Source organism: Nonomuraea cavernae (genome assembly GCF_014646355.1).
Lineage (GTDB): Bacteria > Actinomycetota > Actinomycetes > Streptosporangiales > Streptosporangiaceae > Nonomuraea > Nonomuraea cavernae.
The window spans coordinates 1-18,408 of record NZ_BMNH01000048.1; the positions used below are offsets into that span (position 1 = coordinate 1).

Annotated in this window: 11 protein-coding genes; 5 read left to right on the forward strand and 6 right to left on the reverse strand. The window is 68.7% G+C overall.

The window, feature by feature from the left end:
• Positions 1-206: 206 nt before the first annotated feature.
• Both IEY82_RS37565 and IEY82_RS37570 read left to right on the forward strand, forming a co-directional pair.
• Positions 207-1,109, forward strand: coding sequence for a hypothetical protein (locus tag IEY82_RS37565; protein ID WP_189129066.1), 903 nt, complete (start codon positions 207-209; stop codon positions 1,107-1,109).
• Positions 1,110-1,242: 133 nt separating this feature from the next.
• The gene (locus tag IEY82_RS37570; protein ID WP_189129067.1) at positions 1,243-1,884 is read left to right on the forward strand and encodes a tetratricopeptide repeat protein; all 642 of its coding nucleotides are present in this window, start codon (positions 1,243-1,245) and stop codon (positions 1,882-1,884) included.
• Between the two features lie 96 nt (positions 1,885-1,980).
• Here the strand turns inward: IEY82_RS37570 and helR are convergent, their stop codons facing one another.
• The gene (gene helR, locus IEY82_RS37575; protein WP_189129068.1) at positions 1,981-4,128 is read right to left on the reverse strand and encodes an RNA polymerase recycling motor ATPase HelR; all 2,148 of its coding nucleotides are present in this window, start codon (positions 4,126-4,128) and stop codon (positions 1,981-1,983) included.
• 591 nt (positions 4,129-4,719) lie between these two features.
• Here helR and IEY82_RS37580 point away from each other — a divergent pair.
• The gene (locus IEY82_RS37580; RefSeq protein ID WP_189129069.1) at positions 4,720-5,955 is read left to right on the forward strand and encodes an MFS transporter; all 1,236 of its coding nucleotides are present in this window, start codon (positions 4,720-4,722) and stop codon (positions 5,953-5,955) included.
• On the opposite strand, the gene IEY82_RS37585 is transcribed toward IEY82_RS37580, so the two are convergent.
• Positions 5,956-6,819 carry a helix-turn-helix transcriptional regulator gene (locus IEY82_RS37585; protein ID WP_189129070.1) on the reverse strand — a complete coding sequence of 288 codons (864 nt, stop codon included), beginning with the start codon at positions 6,817-6,819 and terminating at the stop codon, positions 5,956-5,958.
• A gap of 102 nt (positions 6,820-6,921) precedes the next feature.
• Here IEY82_RS37585 and IEY82_RS37590 point away from each other — a divergent pair, with 102 nt between their 5' ends.
• Positions 6,922-8,436 carry an MFS transporter gene (locus tag IEY82_RS37590; protein WP_189129071.1) on the forward strand — a complete coding sequence of 505 codons (1,515 nt, stop codon included), beginning with the start codon at positions 6,922-6,924 and terminating at the stop codon, positions 8,434-8,436.
• A gap of 7 nt (positions 8,437-8,443) precedes the next feature.
• Here IEY82_RS37590 and IEY82_RS37595 read toward each other — a convergent pair whose 3' ends face one another.
• Both IEY82_RS37595 and IEY82_RS37600 read right to left on the reverse strand, forming a co-directional pair.
• Positions 8,444-14,368, reverse strand: a complete 5,925-nt coding sequence (locus IEY82_RS37595) for an RHS repeat domain-containing protein (protein ID WP_189129072.1) — start codon at positions 14,366-14,368, stop codon at positions 8,444-8,446.
• A 379-nt stretch (positions 14,369-14,747) separates the two neighbouring features.
• Complete coding sequence (locus IEY82_RS37600) at positions 14,748-15,128, reverse strand: hypothetical protein (protein WP_189129073.1); 381 nt, start codon at positions 15,126-15,128, stop codon at positions 14,748-14,750.
• A 406-nt stretch (positions 15,129-15,534) separates the two neighbouring features.
• Between IEY82_RS37600 and IEY82_RS37605 the strand changes: the two genes are divergently transcribed.
• A complete protein-coding gene (locus IEY82_RS37605; protein ID WP_189129074.1) occupies positions 15,535-15,672 on the forward strand; it encodes a hypothetical protein in 138 nt (45 codons plus the stop codon).
• Positions 15,673-15,735: 63 nt separating this feature from the next.
• Here IEY82_RS37605 and IEY82_RS37610 read toward each other — a convergent pair whose 3' ends face one another.
• Together IEY82_RS37610 and IEY82_RS37615 are read right to left on the reverse strand one after the other, a co-directional pair.
• The gene (locus tag IEY82_RS37610; protein WP_189129075.1) at positions 15,736-16,911 is read right to left on the reverse strand and encodes an arginine deiminase; all 1,176 of its coding nucleotides are present in this window, start codon (positions 16,909-16,911) and stop codon (positions 15,736-15,738) included.
• Positions 16,908-18,287 carry an amino acid permease gene (locus tag IEY82_RS37615; protein ID WP_229697787.1) on the reverse strand — a complete coding sequence of 460 codons (1,380 nt, stop codon included), beginning with the start codon at positions 18,285-18,287 and terminating at the stop codon, positions 16,908-16,910. Before IEY82_RS37615 ends, IEY82_RS37610 begins: the two co-directional genes overlap by 4 nt.
• Positions 18,288-18,408 lie beyond the last annotated feature (121 nt).

Genomic DNA, 18,408 nt, shown 5'->3' on the forward strand with positions numbered 1-18,408 from the left:
CTTCGCTGAGCACGCCGACGTCAACGCAGCCCGCAACATCGCCGCACGCGGTGAGACGGGCTGGGCAGTGAGTCACGCTGCCTGACGCGGACCAGACCGTCGAAACCACCGACGGCCAAGAGCTGCAAGCTCAGTCCCTTCAGGGCTGAGAAGCTGACCTGACGGGGTTCGATCCGATGGGAGGAAGGGTGTGGGAGTCTGGACCTGTGCCGATCGAATGGTCCCGTGAAGAGGTTCTCGGAGCGGTCAGGACCTGCTTGCTGCGTACGGGCGCTGTGACGGACGGCTACTGCGCCGTCGACGTCATCGCGGAGCCCGACCGCATGCTCGTGATCTTCCGCTGGCGGCGGGACCCCAACACCTACGCCATCGGGGTCGAGTTCCCGGCGGTGCCCGAGAGTCCGTGGACCGGCCTGCCGGTGGCCTCGGCGTATGAGTGGGCCGCGGACGTCGCGGGTCGCCTCGCCGAGGATCTCGCGACCGGGCTGGTGCGCCGAAGCCGCCGGACGATCCGCGACGGGTACGTCCTGCTGGACCGCCACGATGCCCCAGACCTCTGCCCCGCCGGGTTCTTCATCGGTTCGGTCCCACTCGACGACGGCATGCTCACCCTCTCAGGGGATGACCGGGAGGAGGGCCGTCCCCTTCCGAGATCGCCGTCGGCACCGGTCCCCCCGCTTGCCTCCGATGCCGGCTTCTGGCTGGCCGAGGCGGGGATGGACGTGACCATTCCCAGGGAGCTGATCGTCGAAGGCAGGCTTGCCTGCTGGCTGCAGGCCTACGTCGACAACTCCCGCGGGGAACCCTTCGTCGGTCAGGCGGCCACGTCCTGGGCGGACGAGCGGCACACCACCGTCCGTCTCGACCTGGCGCACGTCCAGCCCGGCGTCCCGTCGGAGGTACGCGAGGCGCTGGTGCGTCACGCGGTCCGCGAGGCGGCCGAGGCCGGCGCCCTGCGTGTGATCACCGCGATCGACGTTCCCGAACTCCCTGGAGTGGGGTTCCGGCCCGCGAACGGTGGCGGCCTCGCACTGCGCACCAGGGACACCGAACCGCCGACGATTGTCACTCAGTCGTTCTCTCAGAACTCGTCGCACCCGGAGACCTGACCGATCCACTCGCCGGAGACCACGACCACACCGGCGCCGGCTTGCTGCGGGCTTGACCCGGTCGGGACGCCTTCAGTGTGATGCGTTGTGCGACATTGGGCCACGCAGCCGCAGATGGGTGGACGGGGAGACGATGAGTACGGACGATCGAATCGAACGGGCCAGGCTGGCTTGCCAACGGGCCGTCTTCGTTGGCGATCTCGATGCGCTGGACACAGCGGAGCGGGAGTTGGACATGGTCGAGGCCGATCTCGCCGTGGCACGCGGCCGGATCATGCAGGCTCGTTCTCATGAGCAGCGAACCGAGAACCCCGACGAACTGGCCTTGTTCCAGCGCGCCACCGAGCTCTATCAGGGGCTCGGCGACGTACGAGGCGAAGGCGAGGCGCTGTTCTGGGTCGGCACCTACCACCAGATGTCCATGCGGGACGACGACACCGCGGTTCCCTTTCTCGAACGGTCATCTGAACTCGCAGCGCGGGTCGGCGACAAGCTCACGATGTCGTACGCGCTTCGACATCTGGGATACGCGGACCACGTCGCCGGCCGGCTGGACGCCGCGCGTGAGCGTCTGGAGGAGTCGACGCGGCTTCGACGAGAGATCGGGTTCTTGCCCGGTGTTGCCGCGAACTTGGTCGGGCTGGCCTACGTCGCAGCCGCACAAGGCCGCCGTGATCACGCCTGGGCGCTGATCGAGGAGGCGGGTTCGATCGCCGACGCCAGCGGCGCCCAGGCCATCCTGCGCCAGGTTGAGGAGGCGAGAACGCACCTGTAGACAGCTCGGACATGACCCGCTCAATGACACACCGAACGACCCAGGCCCGCACGCAAGCCTGCCTGCCTTGACCGCGCGGGCGTTCGTCCGGCGATGTCAGGGGCTCGTGAGGATGACGAGTTGCCGGGTCGCCCGGGTCATCGCGACATATCGGTCGACCGCTCCCTCGACGCCGTCGCCGAACGCCTCCGGGTCGATGAGGACGACCAGGTCGAACTCGAGCCCCTTCGCCAGCTCCGGAGTCAGCGACCGGACACGGGACGTCGCCCGGAACGTGGGATCGCCGATGACGCAGGCGATGCCGTCGGCGTGCGCGGCGAGCCAGGTGTCGAGGATCGAACTCAGCTCCGAAGCGGACCCCCGCACGACGGGGACGCCGCCCTTGCGGATGGAGGTCGGCACGTTGGCGTCCGGCAGCACGGCCCGGATGACCGGCTCGGCTTCCGACATGATCTCCTCCGGCGTCCGGTAGTTGACGCTCAGGGAGGCCAGGTCGACCCGGTCGAGCCCGATCCGCTTGAGCCGTTCCTGCCACGACTCCGTGAACCCGTGCCGGGCCTGGGCGCGATCCCCGACGATGGTGAAGCTCCGGGACGGGCACCTGAGCAGCAGCATCTGCCACTCCGCGTCGGTCAGTTCCTGAGCCTCGTCCACCACGATGTGCGCGAACGGGCCGGCGAGCAGGTCCGGGTCGAGGGTGGGCAGTTCGGACTCGTCGACCAGATTGCGCTGGAGGTCCGCTCGGCGCAGCTGCGTCACGAGCCCTTCGCCGTCGTCATCGGCCTCGATCAGGTTGTCGACGACCTGGGCCATCTGCTCGCGCTGGGCGGCGAGAGCGGCTTCCTGCCGGCGCTTGCGTCGTGACGCCTCCGGGTCGCCGAGCCGCTGCCGTGCCGCGTCCAGAAGCGGCAGGTCGGACACCGTCCAAGCCTGGGCGTCCGCGCGCTGCAGCTTCCGAACGTCGTCGGGGCCGAGCCAGGGAGCGCACATCCGCAGATAGGCGGGCACCGACCACAGGTCTCCGACGAGGTCGGCCGCTTCGAGCAGCGGCCACGCGCGGTTGAAGGTCGTGAGCAGTTCCCTGTCTCGCAGCAGCGATCTACGCAGCAGGTCGACCGAGATGTCCTCCTCGTACTTGTCGGCCAGGATCGTGAGCAGTTCCTCCCAGATCTGGTCGCGCGCCTCGTTGTGCGGGGTGCCGGGATCTGGTGCCTCGAACGCCTCGGCCCAGTCGTCGGCGCTCAGCCAGACGTCAGACCAGGGCGTCGTGACCGTCATCCCCTCGGTGGGCGGGTTCTCGTAGAACCTGACGGCCGGCTCGATCGCCTTCACCAGGCCCGCGGACGACTTCAACAGGGCCACGTCCGGGTCGGCCTCGATCGCCGCCGTTGCTCCTTCGGGGACGAGGTCCCGCAGGGTGCAGGTCTGTACGCCCTCCTCCCCGAGACTGGGCAGGACGTCCGCGACATAGGCCAGGTAGGGCTGGTGCGGACCGACGAACAGCACGCCGCCCCGGTGGTGACCGAGGCGAGGGTCCGCGTAGAGGAGGTAGGCGGAGCGGTGCAGGGCGACAACGGTCTTGCCCGTGCCCGGACCACCGTCGACGACGAGAGCGCCGCGGGATCCCGCGCGGATGATGGCGTCCTGGTCGGCCTGGATGGTGGCGAGCACGTCCCGCATCCGGGCCGACCGGTTGCCGCCCAGGCTGGCGATGAAGGCGGACTGGTCGTCGAGCGCGGCGTGCCCTTCGAACCCGTCGGAGGTGAACACCTCGTCCCAGTAGTCGCTGACCCGGCCCCGGGTCCAGCGATATCTGCGACGGCTCGCCAGGCCCATCGGGTTGGCGTGGGTGGCTCCGAAGAACGGCTCAGCCGCGGGTGAGCGCCAGTCGAGCAGCAGCCGGCGACCCGCGCTGTCCGTAAGACCGAGTCGTCCGACGTACACGGGCTCGGGGTCGTCCGCGCCGACCATGTGCCCGAGGCACAGGTCCAGGCCGAAGCGGCGCAGGGCGCGCAGCCGAGCCGTCAGCCGGTGGATCTCCAGGTCACGGTCCAGCACCGCCCGTCCGACGCCGCCGGGCGCCCTGCGCTCGGCGTCGAGGCGCTCGGACAGCTCGGCGATCGACCGCTCAAGGCTCTCCGCGATGGCCACGAAGTGCCGCTCGTCACCGGCGATCAGCTTCGGGTCGGCCTTGGGGAGAAGGTGGTCGGGCAGGTCAAACGCGCTGGTGGTCAGCGGGTTCACGTCATTGGCTCCAGTGTGAGGGCGCTTGCGATCATTGGCATCCTGGCTCGACGATCCCGCATGGTTCACGCGGACACGCGGCCTTTCCCGGCTGACCGCGCCGCGAGTCCCGCCGGCGGTTCGATGTCCCTCCGCGACTCATAGGTCGTCGACAACACCCGCACTTCGTGTCCCCCGTTTCCGCAGGTTCTGGCCTCGGCCCACGATTCTGCGGCACGACCCGGGTCTTGCCGCAAGCCCCCCGGTGCGCTATACGTTGAGAGTGGAAAGGGGTGAGTAGTCCCCCTTTTCCTTCATCGTCCGCTGGGGCCGGACACCTCGCCCAAGGCCTGACCGGCGTCGTCACCCGGTCGCAGGCCGGCGACTTGTCGGCCACCGCTTGGTGAGCACTCGTCGCGTCCGCCTGATCGGCGACGAGGGCTGCGTTGGCCGCGTCAGGGCATCACGGCCGAACGAAGGTATCCCTGGCGATGGTAGGCAGACCAGGGAGATGGCTGCCGTCGCACCCTCGTTCCAGTCTCGAAGTCCAGCATCGGGCCACAGCTACCTGTGTGGCCCGATGATCGACCCGAGAACGACGGCGAGGCCCCCATGACGTTCGACACCCCCGGTCCGACAGCGATCAGGACCGCGCGGGCCGCCGGTACGGGCGGCTCCCAGAAAGCCGGACCCGCGCTCTTGGCGCTCAGTCTCGGGGGGTTCGGCATCGGACTCACCGAATTCGTCATCGCAGGTTTACTCACCGAGGTGTCCAGCGACCTGGGGGTGACGATCAGCGAAGCGGGCCACCTCGTCGGCGCCTACGCGCTCGCCGTGGTTCCCGGCGCGCTCATCGTCACCCCGTTACTGATGAGACGGCCGCCCAAGTACGCGCTCGTACTGCTGCTGGCGTTCTTCATCATCGGCAACGTCCTGTCCGCGTGGTCTCCTGACTTCACGGTGATGTTCGCCGGGCGGATCATCGCCGCCCTCGCTCATGGTGGGTTCTTCGGAATCGGGGCCGTCCTCGCCGGGTCGCTGGTCTCGCCTTCGAAGCAGGCATCGGCCGTCGCGGCGTTGTTCGCCGGTCTCACCGTCGCCAATGTTCTCGGTGTGCCGGCGGGCGCGTTCGTGGGGCAGCAGGTGGGGTGGCGGACGGCGTTCTGGATCATCAGCGTGATCGGCGTCATCGCGCTGCTCGGCCTGGTGGCGCTCGTACCCCGGACAGAGCCGGAGCCGGATCAACTACCCCTCGGCCGGCAGTTCCGCGCTCTCGCGCGGCCGCAGGTGCTCGCGTCCCTGCTCACGACCGCGCTCGTCTTCGGCGGTATGTTCGGCGTCTTCACCTATATCGAGCCGCTCCTGCGCGAGGTCACCGGCTACCCGGCGTCCGCCATCCCGTGGCTGCTCGTCCTGTTCGGCATCGGCCTGTTCGCGGGGAACATCCTCGGCGGCCGCGCAGCCGACAAGAACGCCGACACCGCTGTTCTCGTTCTCGCGATCGCGCTGCCCATCGTGATCCTGGCGCTGCGGGCCGTCGCGTCGATGCCGCTTCCCAGCGCGATCCTGCTGATGCTGCTCGGCGCGGTCGGGTTCGCCACCGTCCCCGGACTCCAGGCGCGCGTCCTCCGGCACGCCCAAGGCGCGGCGACGCTCGCGTCGGCGGCGAACATCGCCGCGTTCAACCTCGGCAACACCCTGGGTGTCGGTCTCGCCGGAGCCGCCATCGACCTGGGCTACGGCCTGCGCAGCCCCGCCGTCACCGGCGCGGTCCTCACCGGGATCGGCCTGACCCTCATCGTGCTTACCCGTACCCGGCCGCACCGGCCAGGGGAAGTGCACGGCTGATCACAGGGAGGTCAGCAACCGCAGGGCCGCGTACGAGGTGCTGCCAGGCTTGGCGGCGTGGGTCAGGATGCGCTGACCGTTGCCTTCGGGCAGATGCAGCACCTCGTAGTCAAGCGTGAGGGCGCCGATCTCGGGATGGCGGAACCGTTTCGAACCACTCGTGCACAGCTTCACGGCGTGACCGGCCCACAACGAGGCGAACTCCGGGCTGTTCAGGCTGAGCTCTCCGACAAGTTCGGCCAGGCGCCGGTCGCCGGCGAACTGAGCCGCGACGTAGCGCAGTGAGGCCACCGCGAGCGCCGCCTCGGCCGCCCAGTCGAGGTAGAGGTCGCGGGTGTGTGGATCGAGGAACAGCATGCGGAGCTGGTTCGGCCGATCCGCCGGCCTCGCGGGGGCGGTGAAGTCGAGGTGTCCGGCCAGCAGAAGGTGCCCGGCCCGGTTCCAGGCGAGGACGTCGTTGAACCGGCCCAGCAGCACAGCGGGCACATCACCCATCGCGTGCAGAAGCTGCTCGGCGCCGGGCTTGGCACTCTCCGGCTTCGGCGGGCGAGGGCGTTTGACCGGAGCCGGATGAGCGAGCGCGAACAGGTGCGCCCGCTCATCCGCGTCCAAACGCAGGGCCCGGGCCAGAGCGTCGATGACCGCGTCGGAGGCGTTCTGCGACTGCCCCTGCTCCAGGCGGGTCAGATAGGTCACCGACACCCCGGCGAGCCGCGCGAGCTCTTCGCGCCGCAGACCGGGCACCCGGCGGCGGCCGTAGCTGCGCACACCGGCGTCTTCGGGGGTGAGCCGGTCGCGGCGTGAGCGGAGGAACTCGCCGAGCTCGGTCACCGGCCGGTCCTGGTGCGCGGGCTGTACTGCCATGCCGCCATTCTCGCCGACCGTGACGGCCGGAGCCTATCCTCCTCAGTGGTAGGCAACCGGGGGTTCTGGCTGCGCACGGCGGGGCCGCCGAGTGTGGGTCACATGCTGGACATCGAAACGTCTCCCTCACCATCGTCCGCTGTCCCCGAGCGGTTGTCCTCGCGCCAGCGGGTCGTGCTGGCCGTGCTGCTCACGGCGAACTTCACGCTCGCGGTGGACTTCTCCATCCTCAACGTCGCGCTGCCGCACATCGGCCGCGACCTCGGTTTCGCCACCGGTGATCTGCAATGGATCGTCACGTCGTTCGCGCTCTGCGCCGCCGGGTTCACCCTGCTCTTCGGTCGCGTCGCGGACCTGTTCGGCCGCAAGCGACTCTTCCTCCTCGGCATCGTGCTGCTCGGCGTTTCCTCCCTTGCCGGTGGCCTGGCCCAAGAGCCCGTCCTCCTGCTCGCGGCTCGCGTCGGCCAGGGCATCGCCACCGCGATGGTCACCCCCGCCGCCCTGTCGTTGCTGACCACGATGTTCGGTGAAGGTCCGGCACGCTCGCGTGCCCTCGGTCTCAACGGCGCTCTCATGGCCGCCGGTTTCACCATCGGCGCGGTGCTCGGCGGCGTCCTCACCGGTGGGGTGAGCTGGCGATGGGCGTTCTTCATCAACGTCGTCGTCGCCATCGCGGTGCTCCTCACCGCCCCGTTCGTCCTGGCCGAGAAGCCGGCCGAGAGGCGTCCCCGCCTCGACCTTCCCGGCGCGATCACCGTCACGTCCGGCCTCGTCGCCCTGGTCTACGGCATCGCCACCGCCGGCGAGGCGGGCTGGCGCAGCCCCGCCTCATGGGGACCGATCACCGTCGCCGTCGTGCTCTTCGCGATCTTCTGGGCCGTCGAGTCCCGAGTGTCCGAACCGCTCGTCGCCCCCGCGCTGCTGCGGCGCAGCAACGTCGCGTGGGGCAACATAGCAGGACTCCTCGCCTTCGCGACCGAGACCTCGCTCGTGTTCCTGCTGACCCTCTACCTCCAGGAGGTCCTCGGTCACAGCGCCGTGGGCGCGGGCCTCATCCTCGCCGTCCTCGGCGCGGGAACCGTTGCCGGTGGGCTCCTCGCCCCGAGGGTCATCGGCAGAACCGGGTCGAAGACCGCGATCATCGTCGGCTTCGTCGTTCAGGCAGCCGCGACGATCCCGCTCGCCTTCGTCGGAGACGACCGCGGATGGCTGATCGCACTGCTCGTCGTCACCTTTGTCGGCGGGGTCGCGAACCTCGTCGCGATCGTCGGTTACACCGTCACCGCCACCGCCGGCATCCCGAGCGAGCAGCAGGGGCTGGCGACCGGACTGGTCACCATGAGCCAGCAGGTCGGTATCACCCTCGGCACGCCGGTCATGTCCGCTCTCGCCATGAGCCAGGTCGCCTCGTCCCTTCTTCCCGGGCTGCGGTTCGCGATCGGCGTCAACGCCACCCTCGCGATCGTCACAGCTCTCCTGGTGGCGACCTTCCTGCGGTCTTCCACGTGCCGCCCAGTCGTCCGGTCCGATCCCCGCGCCCATCCCGACGTGGAGAACGATCATCTGAGGGCGTCACCGTGCCACGACAAGGGGCGTTCCGACCGGAACGCCCCCTAGCCAGTGATCAGTCATTCAGGTTGTAACTGTTGTGGTCGCACCCCCTCAGCGGGCATGGGCCTGCCTGCGGAGCTGCGCAGCCCGTGCATGGCGGCGGAACGCCTGCCGATCCGGTGTACTCGCCCTGCCCGCCACTGGGCAGGTGCGTGCACCCGTATTCCGGCCTGGACCCGGAGTCACACGTCCGCACGGGGCTCCGTCCGTCGCTGGTGAACATCTCCTGCAGGAAGTCGATGACGGGATCCACGAGTCCGAACTGGTCCAGCACGTCCAGGGTGAGGAAGACGACCCCCACCCCCGGAATCAACTGGCCGCCCTCCAGGACCGCCCCCTTGACGCACGCCTGGCTGGTCCAGCCTTGTGACTCGCAGTCGATGACGACACCGATGGCGCCGGTGGCGAACCCGATGTCGCCGGTCGCCTCGACGAACCCGGTGATCCGGGCGCAGCCGAGGGAATCGGTGCACAACTCCATGCCGAGATCGACGGCGTCGAGCGCGGTGTCGGCGCCGTCGGTCACCCGCTCGGCGAGGTCGTCAACGGTGAGGTCTTCACCGCCGGTGATGGTGGCGCCCTCCAGGCTGGACCCGCATGCGGAATCGGTGTTCCCAGGGGTGCCCGGGGCGCAGGAGTCCACGAAAGCCGGCGGCGGTTCGGGGGTCGGCTGGGCGTTGGTCCACCCCTTGCCGTTGTGCGTGCACGTGACCTCTCCGTTGGCGCACGCGTCGGGAATCAGGCCGCTGGGATCGGAGAAGGCCGTGGGGTTGTTGAGCCCGTAGGCGTAGGGGTTGATCGTCTGTGGCCGGGCGACGTCGAAGAGCGGATCAGGGGAGACGAACCGTCCCATCGATGGGTCGTAGTAGCGGGCGTTGAGGTAGTTGAGCCCGGTGGAGCCGTCCTCGATCTGGCCGATCCAGCCGCGGTCGGTGCTGGGCCTGTCGGTGCCGCGCGGCGTGCCGTACGGCTGGTAGGACCTGATGTGACTGGGCGTCTCGGAGCCGGCCGGGACGGTGAGCTGAACCGATCCCTGATTGTCGGTGGCCAGGAACTCCACGCCGGTGGTCGTGCGGATCGCGATGGGTGTGCCGTTGAAGCTGTAGGTGCGGACCGCCTTCGATCCGGTGATCTCGTGGCCGTCGATGTAGCGGGTGGTGCCCGCGGGGGTCTTGCGCTGCAGGCGCCTGCCGTCGGCGTCGTAGACGAAGCTGGAGGTTCCCGCGGCGAGGAGAAGCCGTTCTGGGCTCCAGGTGAGTGTCTCGGTCCGCCCCGAGACGGTACGGCTCGCCAGGTCGCCGTTGGCGTTCCACGTGTAGGTGTTGCCGCCGACCGCGGTGGGCGCGTGCGGACGCGTGCTGCCTGCCGTTGGGTAGGTGTAGGCGATCTGCGTGCCGCTCTCGACCCGCCGGGTGAGGTTGCCGTCGGCGCTGAGGGTGTAGGTGTGGTCGTAGGCGTTGGCACCCGTGCCGGGTGTGCCGGCCGTACAGGTGCCTGTCGTGGTGAAGGCGCGGGTGAGGCGCTGGCGGTCGTCGTGGTCGAAGCACTCGCGCCAGGACTGCCCGTTCAGGGTCGTGTGCCGATCGACGATGTTGCCGAAAGTGTCGTCGTAGGTGAACCGCAGGTCTTGCAGCGTGGTGTTGCCGCCGCCCGCCTTGATCGCCTTGACGCGCTGGTCGGCGTCGTATTCGGTCACCCGGCTGAAGGGCACCGTCCGGGATCCCGACAGGTTCCACACCGAGCGGGCCCGGTCGTCGTACAGGGCGGACCAGACGTACTCGGTGGCGCCGGCCATGGAGGTCGCGAGGCCCACGTCGTTGTAGGTGGTGTTCACGGTCTCGGCGGGCAGCCCGCCGACGGCCGGGTAGGTGATCCGGGTGGGGTGGTCGGCGGCGTCGTAGCCGTAGCCGACGGCGTAGCTCGCGTCGGGGAAGGTCCAGGTCTGGCCGGTGGGCCGGGCCCGGCCGTCGTAGCCGGTGACGTCGACCACGTACGAGTCGCCGCCCTCCACGCGGGTGGTCCTGTTCAGCAGGCCCGTCTCCCCCGTCGCGTCATACTCCCACTTGGCCAGCAGGGTGCCTGCCGGGGAATCCTTGCGGCGTTCCGTCGGGCGGCTCAGCGCGTCGTAGAGCGTGTGCACCTGCGCCCCGGCGGCGCTGGTCGCCCGGGTCTGGTTGCCGGCCGCGTCGAATCCGTAGGTCCAGGCGCCCATGTCGGGATCGTTCATGGCGATCTTGCGCCCGGCGAGGTCGTAGGTGTTGGTGATGGTGTTGCCTGCCGGATCGGTGATGGTGGTGAGCCGGTCGGCCTGGTCGTAGCCGTAGCGGGTCAGGCGCCAGGCGGTGCCGTCGCGTTCCTCCATCCTGATCACCCGCCCGTGGGCGTCGCTGACCGTACGGACGACTCCCCCTGCCTGAGGGTGCGGGGTCGTGGTCACCGAGTCGTAGGTGTAGTCGGTGACCACCGATCGCCGGACGGTGCCCGCGGTCGAGGAGACCTGCCAGATGGGGCGGCGGAGTTCGTCATGAGCGGTCGTCTCGTCGTTCGCCCAACCGCCTGCCGGGACGGGGAACAGGCCGGCTCCGGCCGCACCGGTCAGAGCCTGCGGCTGGGAGGTGGCGGCGACCAGGCCACGTCCTTCGTATCGGGTGTCGGTGACGATCGCCTTGCCGGATTCGGGGGACGTCAGGTGGGTCTGGCGCGGTCGCAGCCAGCTGTCGTGCAGCACCCAGGAGTCCACGTACCTGGTGGTGTCCTGGAGCCTGCGGCTCCGGACCACGCCTGGCTTGGCTCTGTCGGGATCGAGTTCGTAGACGAACTCGTGCGACGCGGGTCCGCCCTGCTCCATCGGCCGGTGCACGGTGCGCGTACGGCCCAGCGCGTCGTAGGCGAAGCTGGTCTTCTTGCCCCGCGCGTCGATGGTCGCCTCGGGCGCCTGCCGGGGGCGGAACCAGGTCGTGGTCGTCCTGTGCCCCAGGTGGTTGGTGACCGTCGTGGTCGCTGGATACCTGATCGCCGGGGTGTGGGCGGTCGTGGTGGTGCGTCCGTTGGGGTCGGTCACCGTCAGCGGCCGTCCCAGCCTGTCGTAGGTCGTGGTGGTCGTCGCCCAGGTCGGCGCCGCCGTGATCTTGACTCGGGAACCGGTCCGATCGCCGCGCGCCGGCGCCGCCCCGAACGCTCCACCGTCGTAGGCGAACTCCTCCCGGGCCAGCTCGGCCCCGTCGCACGTGGCGTTGCCGTACCGGGTGACCGAGGCGGGCAGGTCCAGCAGCCACCGGTCGGAGTTCACCGTGGGCACGGTCACCGTGCACCGCTCGTCACCGGTCGTGGCCAGCCAGCCGTGTTCGATCACCTTGTCCGCCGTGCCCAGCAGCCCGTTGTAGACGGTCTGGGACCGGCTGCGCACCAGGCTGCCATCGACGGGGTTGCGCCGCCGCTCCACCCGGTCGTTCGGCATGACGAACCAGGCGTCGTCCAGCGGATCGGGCCCGGTGGCGTCGACGGTGCGCTGCGTGTGGTAGCCGGTCACGGTGCCGTGCTCAACGCTGCCGTCGCCGCGCAGCTCCTGCTGGTCGAGCACTCCCCCGGCCAGCCAGTTCTCGTCGTTGACGTTGGTGACGGTGCCGTCCAGGCTGGAGGTCTTGGCCACGCGCGAGCCTGGCCCCGGGAACGGGTCCCCGGCCAGCCTGTCGCCGTTCATGCCGCGGAAGAGCCGATATTGGGTACGGCTGGCGGCCTGGGTGACCAGCATGTCGGCGTAGCCGCGCCATTCTGACCAGGTCTGGTTGGAGTTGGAGACGAACTCGTCCCGGTCATGATGCCAGGCCCCGTTGGGGAAGCCCGCGCGGACCTGGTCACCGTACTTGTAGGAGGTGATCATCGCGGGGCTGCCGCCGACGGTGTCACGCTGTTCCACCTGGGTCACCACGTACTTGTGGAACACCGCGAACCCAGGGGCCCCGCCATCGGGGGCATGCCAGTGCGGGAAGCAGTTGCGGGTGTTCAGGTGCCAGTTCGGCGGATCAGGGATCGGGCTGGGGCATGGGTGCGGCCGGCCGTAGGTGACGATCACCTGGCCACCGGTCTCGTTCGTCACCACGCCGACCCGGTAGTGCGGCATCGCCGACAAGCCGCCCGCCGTGTCGACCCGGTTGTTCAGCAGCACCGGAAAGAAGGTCACCGGCGGCATCGTGATCTGCGGCTCCGCCGACAGGCCCTTGCGCTGGATCGCTGCCAGATACAGCTTCTGGTCCCCGGTCCGGTTCGGATCCGGGTCCGGGAAGGCGTGCGAGAGCGTGATCCGATCCACGTCGACGAACGCGCCGCCGCCCACCTCGACCTGCGTGGTCAGCGACACGTACCGCAACGCGGTGAAGAACGTCGGGGCGTGCTCGGTGCACACGGCGGTGAAGCACATCAGGTCGACCGGGGTGTCGGGATAGTTCGCGGCCGTGGCCGGGGCCGGCTCCTGGCAGGCCGCGGCCAGGTCGACGCACCGGTAGTCGAGATCGAAGGTGACCCGGGCCGACGGCTCGGTCTCGTTCGCAGCGCGCCGCTTGCCGTACTTGAGGAGGTGCAGGGCGCCGCCGCGCACGTACTCCGTACGCTCGAAGCCGGGCCAGCCGTTCAGCGCGGCGTAGTAGTTGATCTCCTTGATGTACTCGTACTGCTGCACGTTGTCATGCGGGTCGATGACCAGGTCCAGGTTCCACCGCCACGCCTGCACGCACCATGGCAGCGGAGCCTCGGCGTTGCACGGCTCGCCCGTGTCGTCGCCGAACACCGGCACCGTCCACACCGAGTGGGTCTCCACCCCGACGACGTCGGGGTTGACGCCGCGGCCGAAGAAATACTGCACTCCTTCGGGGGTCGTCACCTTCCAGTGCTCGCCGTCGTTGTCGCCGTTCTTCGCACCGGTCAGCTGCTCGATCCGCCATCGCGGATCGTCCTTGAGCCGCCACTGCTTCGTCGGCGTCCCGGGCAGCGGCACCAGCTCTCCGGACCGGCCGTTGAGCGAGATGGTGGCGTTGTCGGACTTCCAGCACAGATCATCGGAGCCCTGGCCGTCGGCGCGGCAGGAGTGGTAGCGGCGCTCGATGAAGGAGTCGGCGAAGTCTCCCCAGCCCACCCCGACCGGGCCGCTCTGGGTGTTCCTGCCCGACACCATGCCGTCGACCGTGCCGGAGGAGTAGCTGAGGCGCAGCGACGGGGTCGGCCCCGCCGGCGCCTTCTGCAGCGGCACGTCGTAGTTGTAGGCGAAGTTCCCCGATCCCGTGACGACCTGCCAGTCGCCCGAGAGCGCCAGCGGCGTCGCCTTGAACGAGCCCTCCTCGCCTTCGGGGCCGGCCGTGACAGCGAACAATCCGGCGGGAACCTCCGCGCTCAGCTTGGTTCCGTTCTTCACCGACGGCACGACCGGGCGGTCGGTGCCGTCCTTGAGCGAGGGTGCGCGCTCGCGGTCGCAGTCGGCGGTCAGGGCGCACTCGGGGAGCCGGACGAGCTTGAGCCGGTCGGCGTATCCCGCGCCGTAGCGCTCGGCGAAGCCTCCGAAGTCGACGGAGACCTTGGTGGCCGCCGAGATCCGGAACACCAGTCCCGGCAGGCTCGCCCGCTCTTCCAGCACCTCCACCCGCGCGGTCGTACCGGCGGCCCCGCTCACCTCCAGCGGTCCGACCCGCTGCGGTTTCGCATCCAGTCTCACCTCGGCCGACGTGGCGGCGGGGAGCTGGGTGCGTTTCGGCTTGGGCGCCGAGGTGCTGTCCACCTCGGGTGCCGACCGGATCCTGTTGACCGGTGGCGAACTTGGAGGGGCATCCGATTTCTCGAGCGCCGTGCGCCAGTCCAGCTCCGGCTCCGCTGGGGTGGCCGCGGCCTCGACCGCGGTGAAGGTCAGGCCGCTCCATAACAGGGTGAGGACGATGACGATTCTGCTGAGCACGATGACTCCGGGGGGTGAGAAGTCAAAACAGGGCACAGTCTGAACTCTCGCCGTCATAAGTCCGTCATAGGTGGTCGATCTTCGGCTCAGCCCGGCGGAGAAGAAGTCCACGAGCAGGGAGTCGACCTCGTCCGACTGCTCCAGAAACCCGTAGTGCCCGCACTTGGCGACCTGCGCGTACCTCGCGCCCGGGATGGCGGTGGCGACCTCCTGTCCGAGGTGCGGCGGCGTGATGCGGTCGTCCTCGAAGCCCCCGACCAGCCAGTGGCCGCGGCTGGCACACCGTCACGAAATGATCATCTCTGATACCTGAACTATCGCCATCCGTGTGAATACCGTTAATCTGATCGGCAAGTCCAGAGACGCTTCAGAATAAGCCTCAGAGTTGATCTACTACCTCCAGATCTCCCTCCGTGGTGACGACCACGATCCACGATCGGTCTTCAGCTAAGAAATAATGGTGTTCTGGTATCTCCAGCAATGCTGCCACAACCGAGGGGGCGTTGTCGTCGGTGAAACATACGCCATAAGGCGAGAGCCCATCTCCGACGTGTTCAACCACGGAACCAGATTGAATGCGCCGACACACTTCAATGGATGCCGTCGCCGCCAGCCGCATGTCATCGGTGATTTTCCAGTGCATGTGCCTGCCCTGCACACGCCCCCAATCGATCTTGGTTCCACAGGACGGAAAGTGAAGGTTGAGCCAGTTGAAGATAGCCGACATGTCGCGACGCTCCAGTCCATCAAGCGGCGACACGGCGTATACCGTCTCTCTCCAGTAATTATTATTCATCATTCACCCCCAAAAGACTTTAAAATTTCTCAGCAGTCTTCGCCGACGCGTCGCCGAACGGAGTGACAACTCCGCCTCGCTCGTGAGAAATGAGCGTCGAAGAGCGAGAGGCAAGCAAGTGACGAAAAATGGACAGACAGAAAGTTCACGGAATGGCCAGAAAGCGGGAGTGGGGGCAAGGGGACCGGCGCATCAGGGAATAGTAATCAATTGGCCATCAACCGATGGGATGCCATGCGCGCCGGCTCGGCATATCGAGCCACTCTGCAGTACCACAAGTGATAGCAGCGAGCCGCTCACGTCGATCATTGGATTTCGGGAATACCCATGCATATGACACCAAAGACTGTGTTGCGCTTACTGAGCGCCCGTGAGCGGCGTCCCTCCCAAGCGCACCACGGCGGTCGCGGTGGACAGGCGGGTGCGGGTGGCGGGTTCGACGAAGTACAGCAGCACGGTCCGGACGCACAGCAGCCCGTGGGAGTCGGCGGGCTTCCCCTGGGAGTGATCGGCGCGGTGGACAGGCGGACGAGGTCGTCCGGAGACAGGTCGGCGATACGCAGCAGGTCCTTCACGAGGCGCTCCTTTCGATGGGGCAGCTCATGCAGCGCGGGCCACCGCGGCCGCGGCCGAGCTCAGCTCCGGAGATGGTGATGACCTCGATGCCGTGCTTGCGGAGCATGGTGTTGGTGGTGACGTTGCGCTCGTAGGCGACGACCACGCCTGGGGCGATGGCCAGCACGTTGGTGCCGTCGTCCCACTGCTCGCGCTCGGCCGCCCACACGTCCTGCTCGGCACGCAGGACGTGGGTCGCGCCAAGCGCCGTGAACAGGTCGTCGTTCTCGCGTACCGGCAGGCCGGGGGTGAGGGTGAACGAGCGCAGCGGCGGCAGCTCCGGATAGGCCACGAAAACGCCGTGATCGACCATCGTCATGACGGTGTCCAGGTGCATGAAGGCCCGCTTCCTCGGCAGAGCGGCGACGATGACGCGTTCGGCGGCCCCCGCCTCGAACAGGCGGCGGGCGAGCAGCTCGATCGCCTGGGGTGTGGTGCGCTCGCTCATCCCGACCAGGACCGCGCCGTCGCCGATGACGTGGATGTCGCCGCCTTCGATACTGGCGGGCTGCTCGGCCTCGGCTGGGAACCACACCGGCGCCCTGCCGTCGAACTTCGGGTGGAAGGCGTACACGGCGGCTACGTGTGTGCTCTCGCGGCGGCGGGCCGGCTTGGCCATCGGGTGCAAGGACACGCCACCGTAGATCCAGGCCGAGGCGTCGCGGGTGAACAGGTGGTTGGGCAGCGGCGGGAGGATGAAGTCGTCCTCACCGAGCTCCGCCAGGCGCAGGCTGTCGGCCTTCAGACCGAGCTCGCGCTTGGTCAGCCCGCCGATGAGATGGCGGGTGAGGACGTCCACCGGCATCGCGTTCAGCGCCTGGCGCAGCGGCGGCGCGAGCGTGGGGCCGAAGGCGGGATCGGTGACCACCCGGTCCAGCACCCACGCCCGGGCTTCGTCGAGCTTGAGCGTCTCGGCCAGCAGCTCGTCGAACAGATGGACGGTCACGCCGCGCTCGCGCAGGGTGTCGGCGAAGGCGTCGTGCTCCTGGCGGGCCCGCTTGACCCACAACACGTCATCGAAGAGCAACTCATCGCAGGTGGACGGCGTGAGCCGCATCAGCTCCAGCCCGGGACGGTGCAGGATGACCTGCCGCAGCGCGCCCACCTCGCTGTCGACGTGAAACACGCTCATGCCGCCTTCCGGCCAATGTGTACGGTTTCGTCGCTGTCGCGGTCGTGGTACTTCAGCCACACGTAGACCGGGATGCCGGCGAGCATCAGCAGCGTGCCCTTGTAGACGACCTCGTAGCCGGATCCGGCGATGGTCCACAGCGCGTAGGCGAACGCCATAACGGCGATCGTGCCATCCACCGTGAGCCGCCTGCCGGAGAAGTGCTCCCGGTCGGTCAGGGCGAGCAGGAACTGCGCCGCCGCCGCGTACGCGTACGGGATCAAGGTGGTGAGGGTGGCCAGTAGGATCACGAAGTTGAACTGCTCGACCAGACCCGCGTTGTAGTTCAGCAGCATCAACCCGGTGACCAGGACACTGGAGACGACCAGCCCCACGGCCGGAGTGCCCCAACGCGAGGTCTTGGCGAACACACGCGGGAACAGCCCATCGCGGGCAGCAGCCAGCGGCACCTGGCCCTGCAGCAGGATCCAGCCGTTGAGCGCGCCGAAGGCGCTGACGATCGCGCCGAGCGCGACCGCGGTGCCCGCCCAGCCGCCGAACATCGCCTCGGCCGCGTCCGCGAACGGTGCCGTGGACTCGATCAGCAGCGTGCGGGGCACGGCGGCGAACACCGCGACAGTGCCCAGAATGTAGACGGCGGCGGTGACGGCGGTGCCGATGACGGTCGCGCGCGGGATGGTCCGCTCCGGATCGTCGACATCCTCGGCGGGGACGGTGGCCGACTCGATGCCGATGAAGGCCCACAGCGTCAGCGCGGCGGCGGCCGTGACGGCCCCGAACGTGCCTTGGCCGCTCGGGTTGAACGGGGTGAAGTCGGCGGCGTCGATGAAGAACGGCGCGGCCACGGCCAGCCCGATCAGCGGCAGGAGTTTGGCGACGGTGGTGACGGCCTGGATCCAGCCGCCCAGGCGTACTCCTCGGACGTTGACGACGGTCAGCAGCCAGATCGCCGCCAGCGCCACGCCTGCGGCGAGCAGGGCGGTGTCGGCGAGCGCGGGCCAGAAGTAGCCGAGGTAGCTGACGAACGCCACCGCGATGGCGGCATTGCCCACCCACACCGCGATCCAGTAGCCCCACGCGGTCTGGAAGCCGATGAAGTCACCGAAGGCGCGGCGAGCGTAGGCGTACGGGCCGCCCGTCTTGGGGTAGGCGCGTCCCAGCCGGGCGAAGACCAGCGCCAGCAGCAGCGCGCCGGTCGCGGTGAGCGCCCACGCCAGCAGGCTCGCGCTGCCGAATGCGGCCAGCGACGCCGGCAGCAGAAACACGCCGGAACCGATCATGTTGCCGACGACCAGCGCGGTCGCCATCCACGGCCCCAGCTTGCGGCGTCGCGGTAACGGGGTGGCGAACATGGTGATCCCCTTTCCTGCGATCACCACCAGCACATCAATCCCGGCGGTTGGGAACCCGAGCCTTAAGCCACCGATACGCCGGGTCCTTGGTCCTCGAGTTGCCCGCGTAGGGCGACACGCTGAAGGCGACGGTCACGTTCCTCCG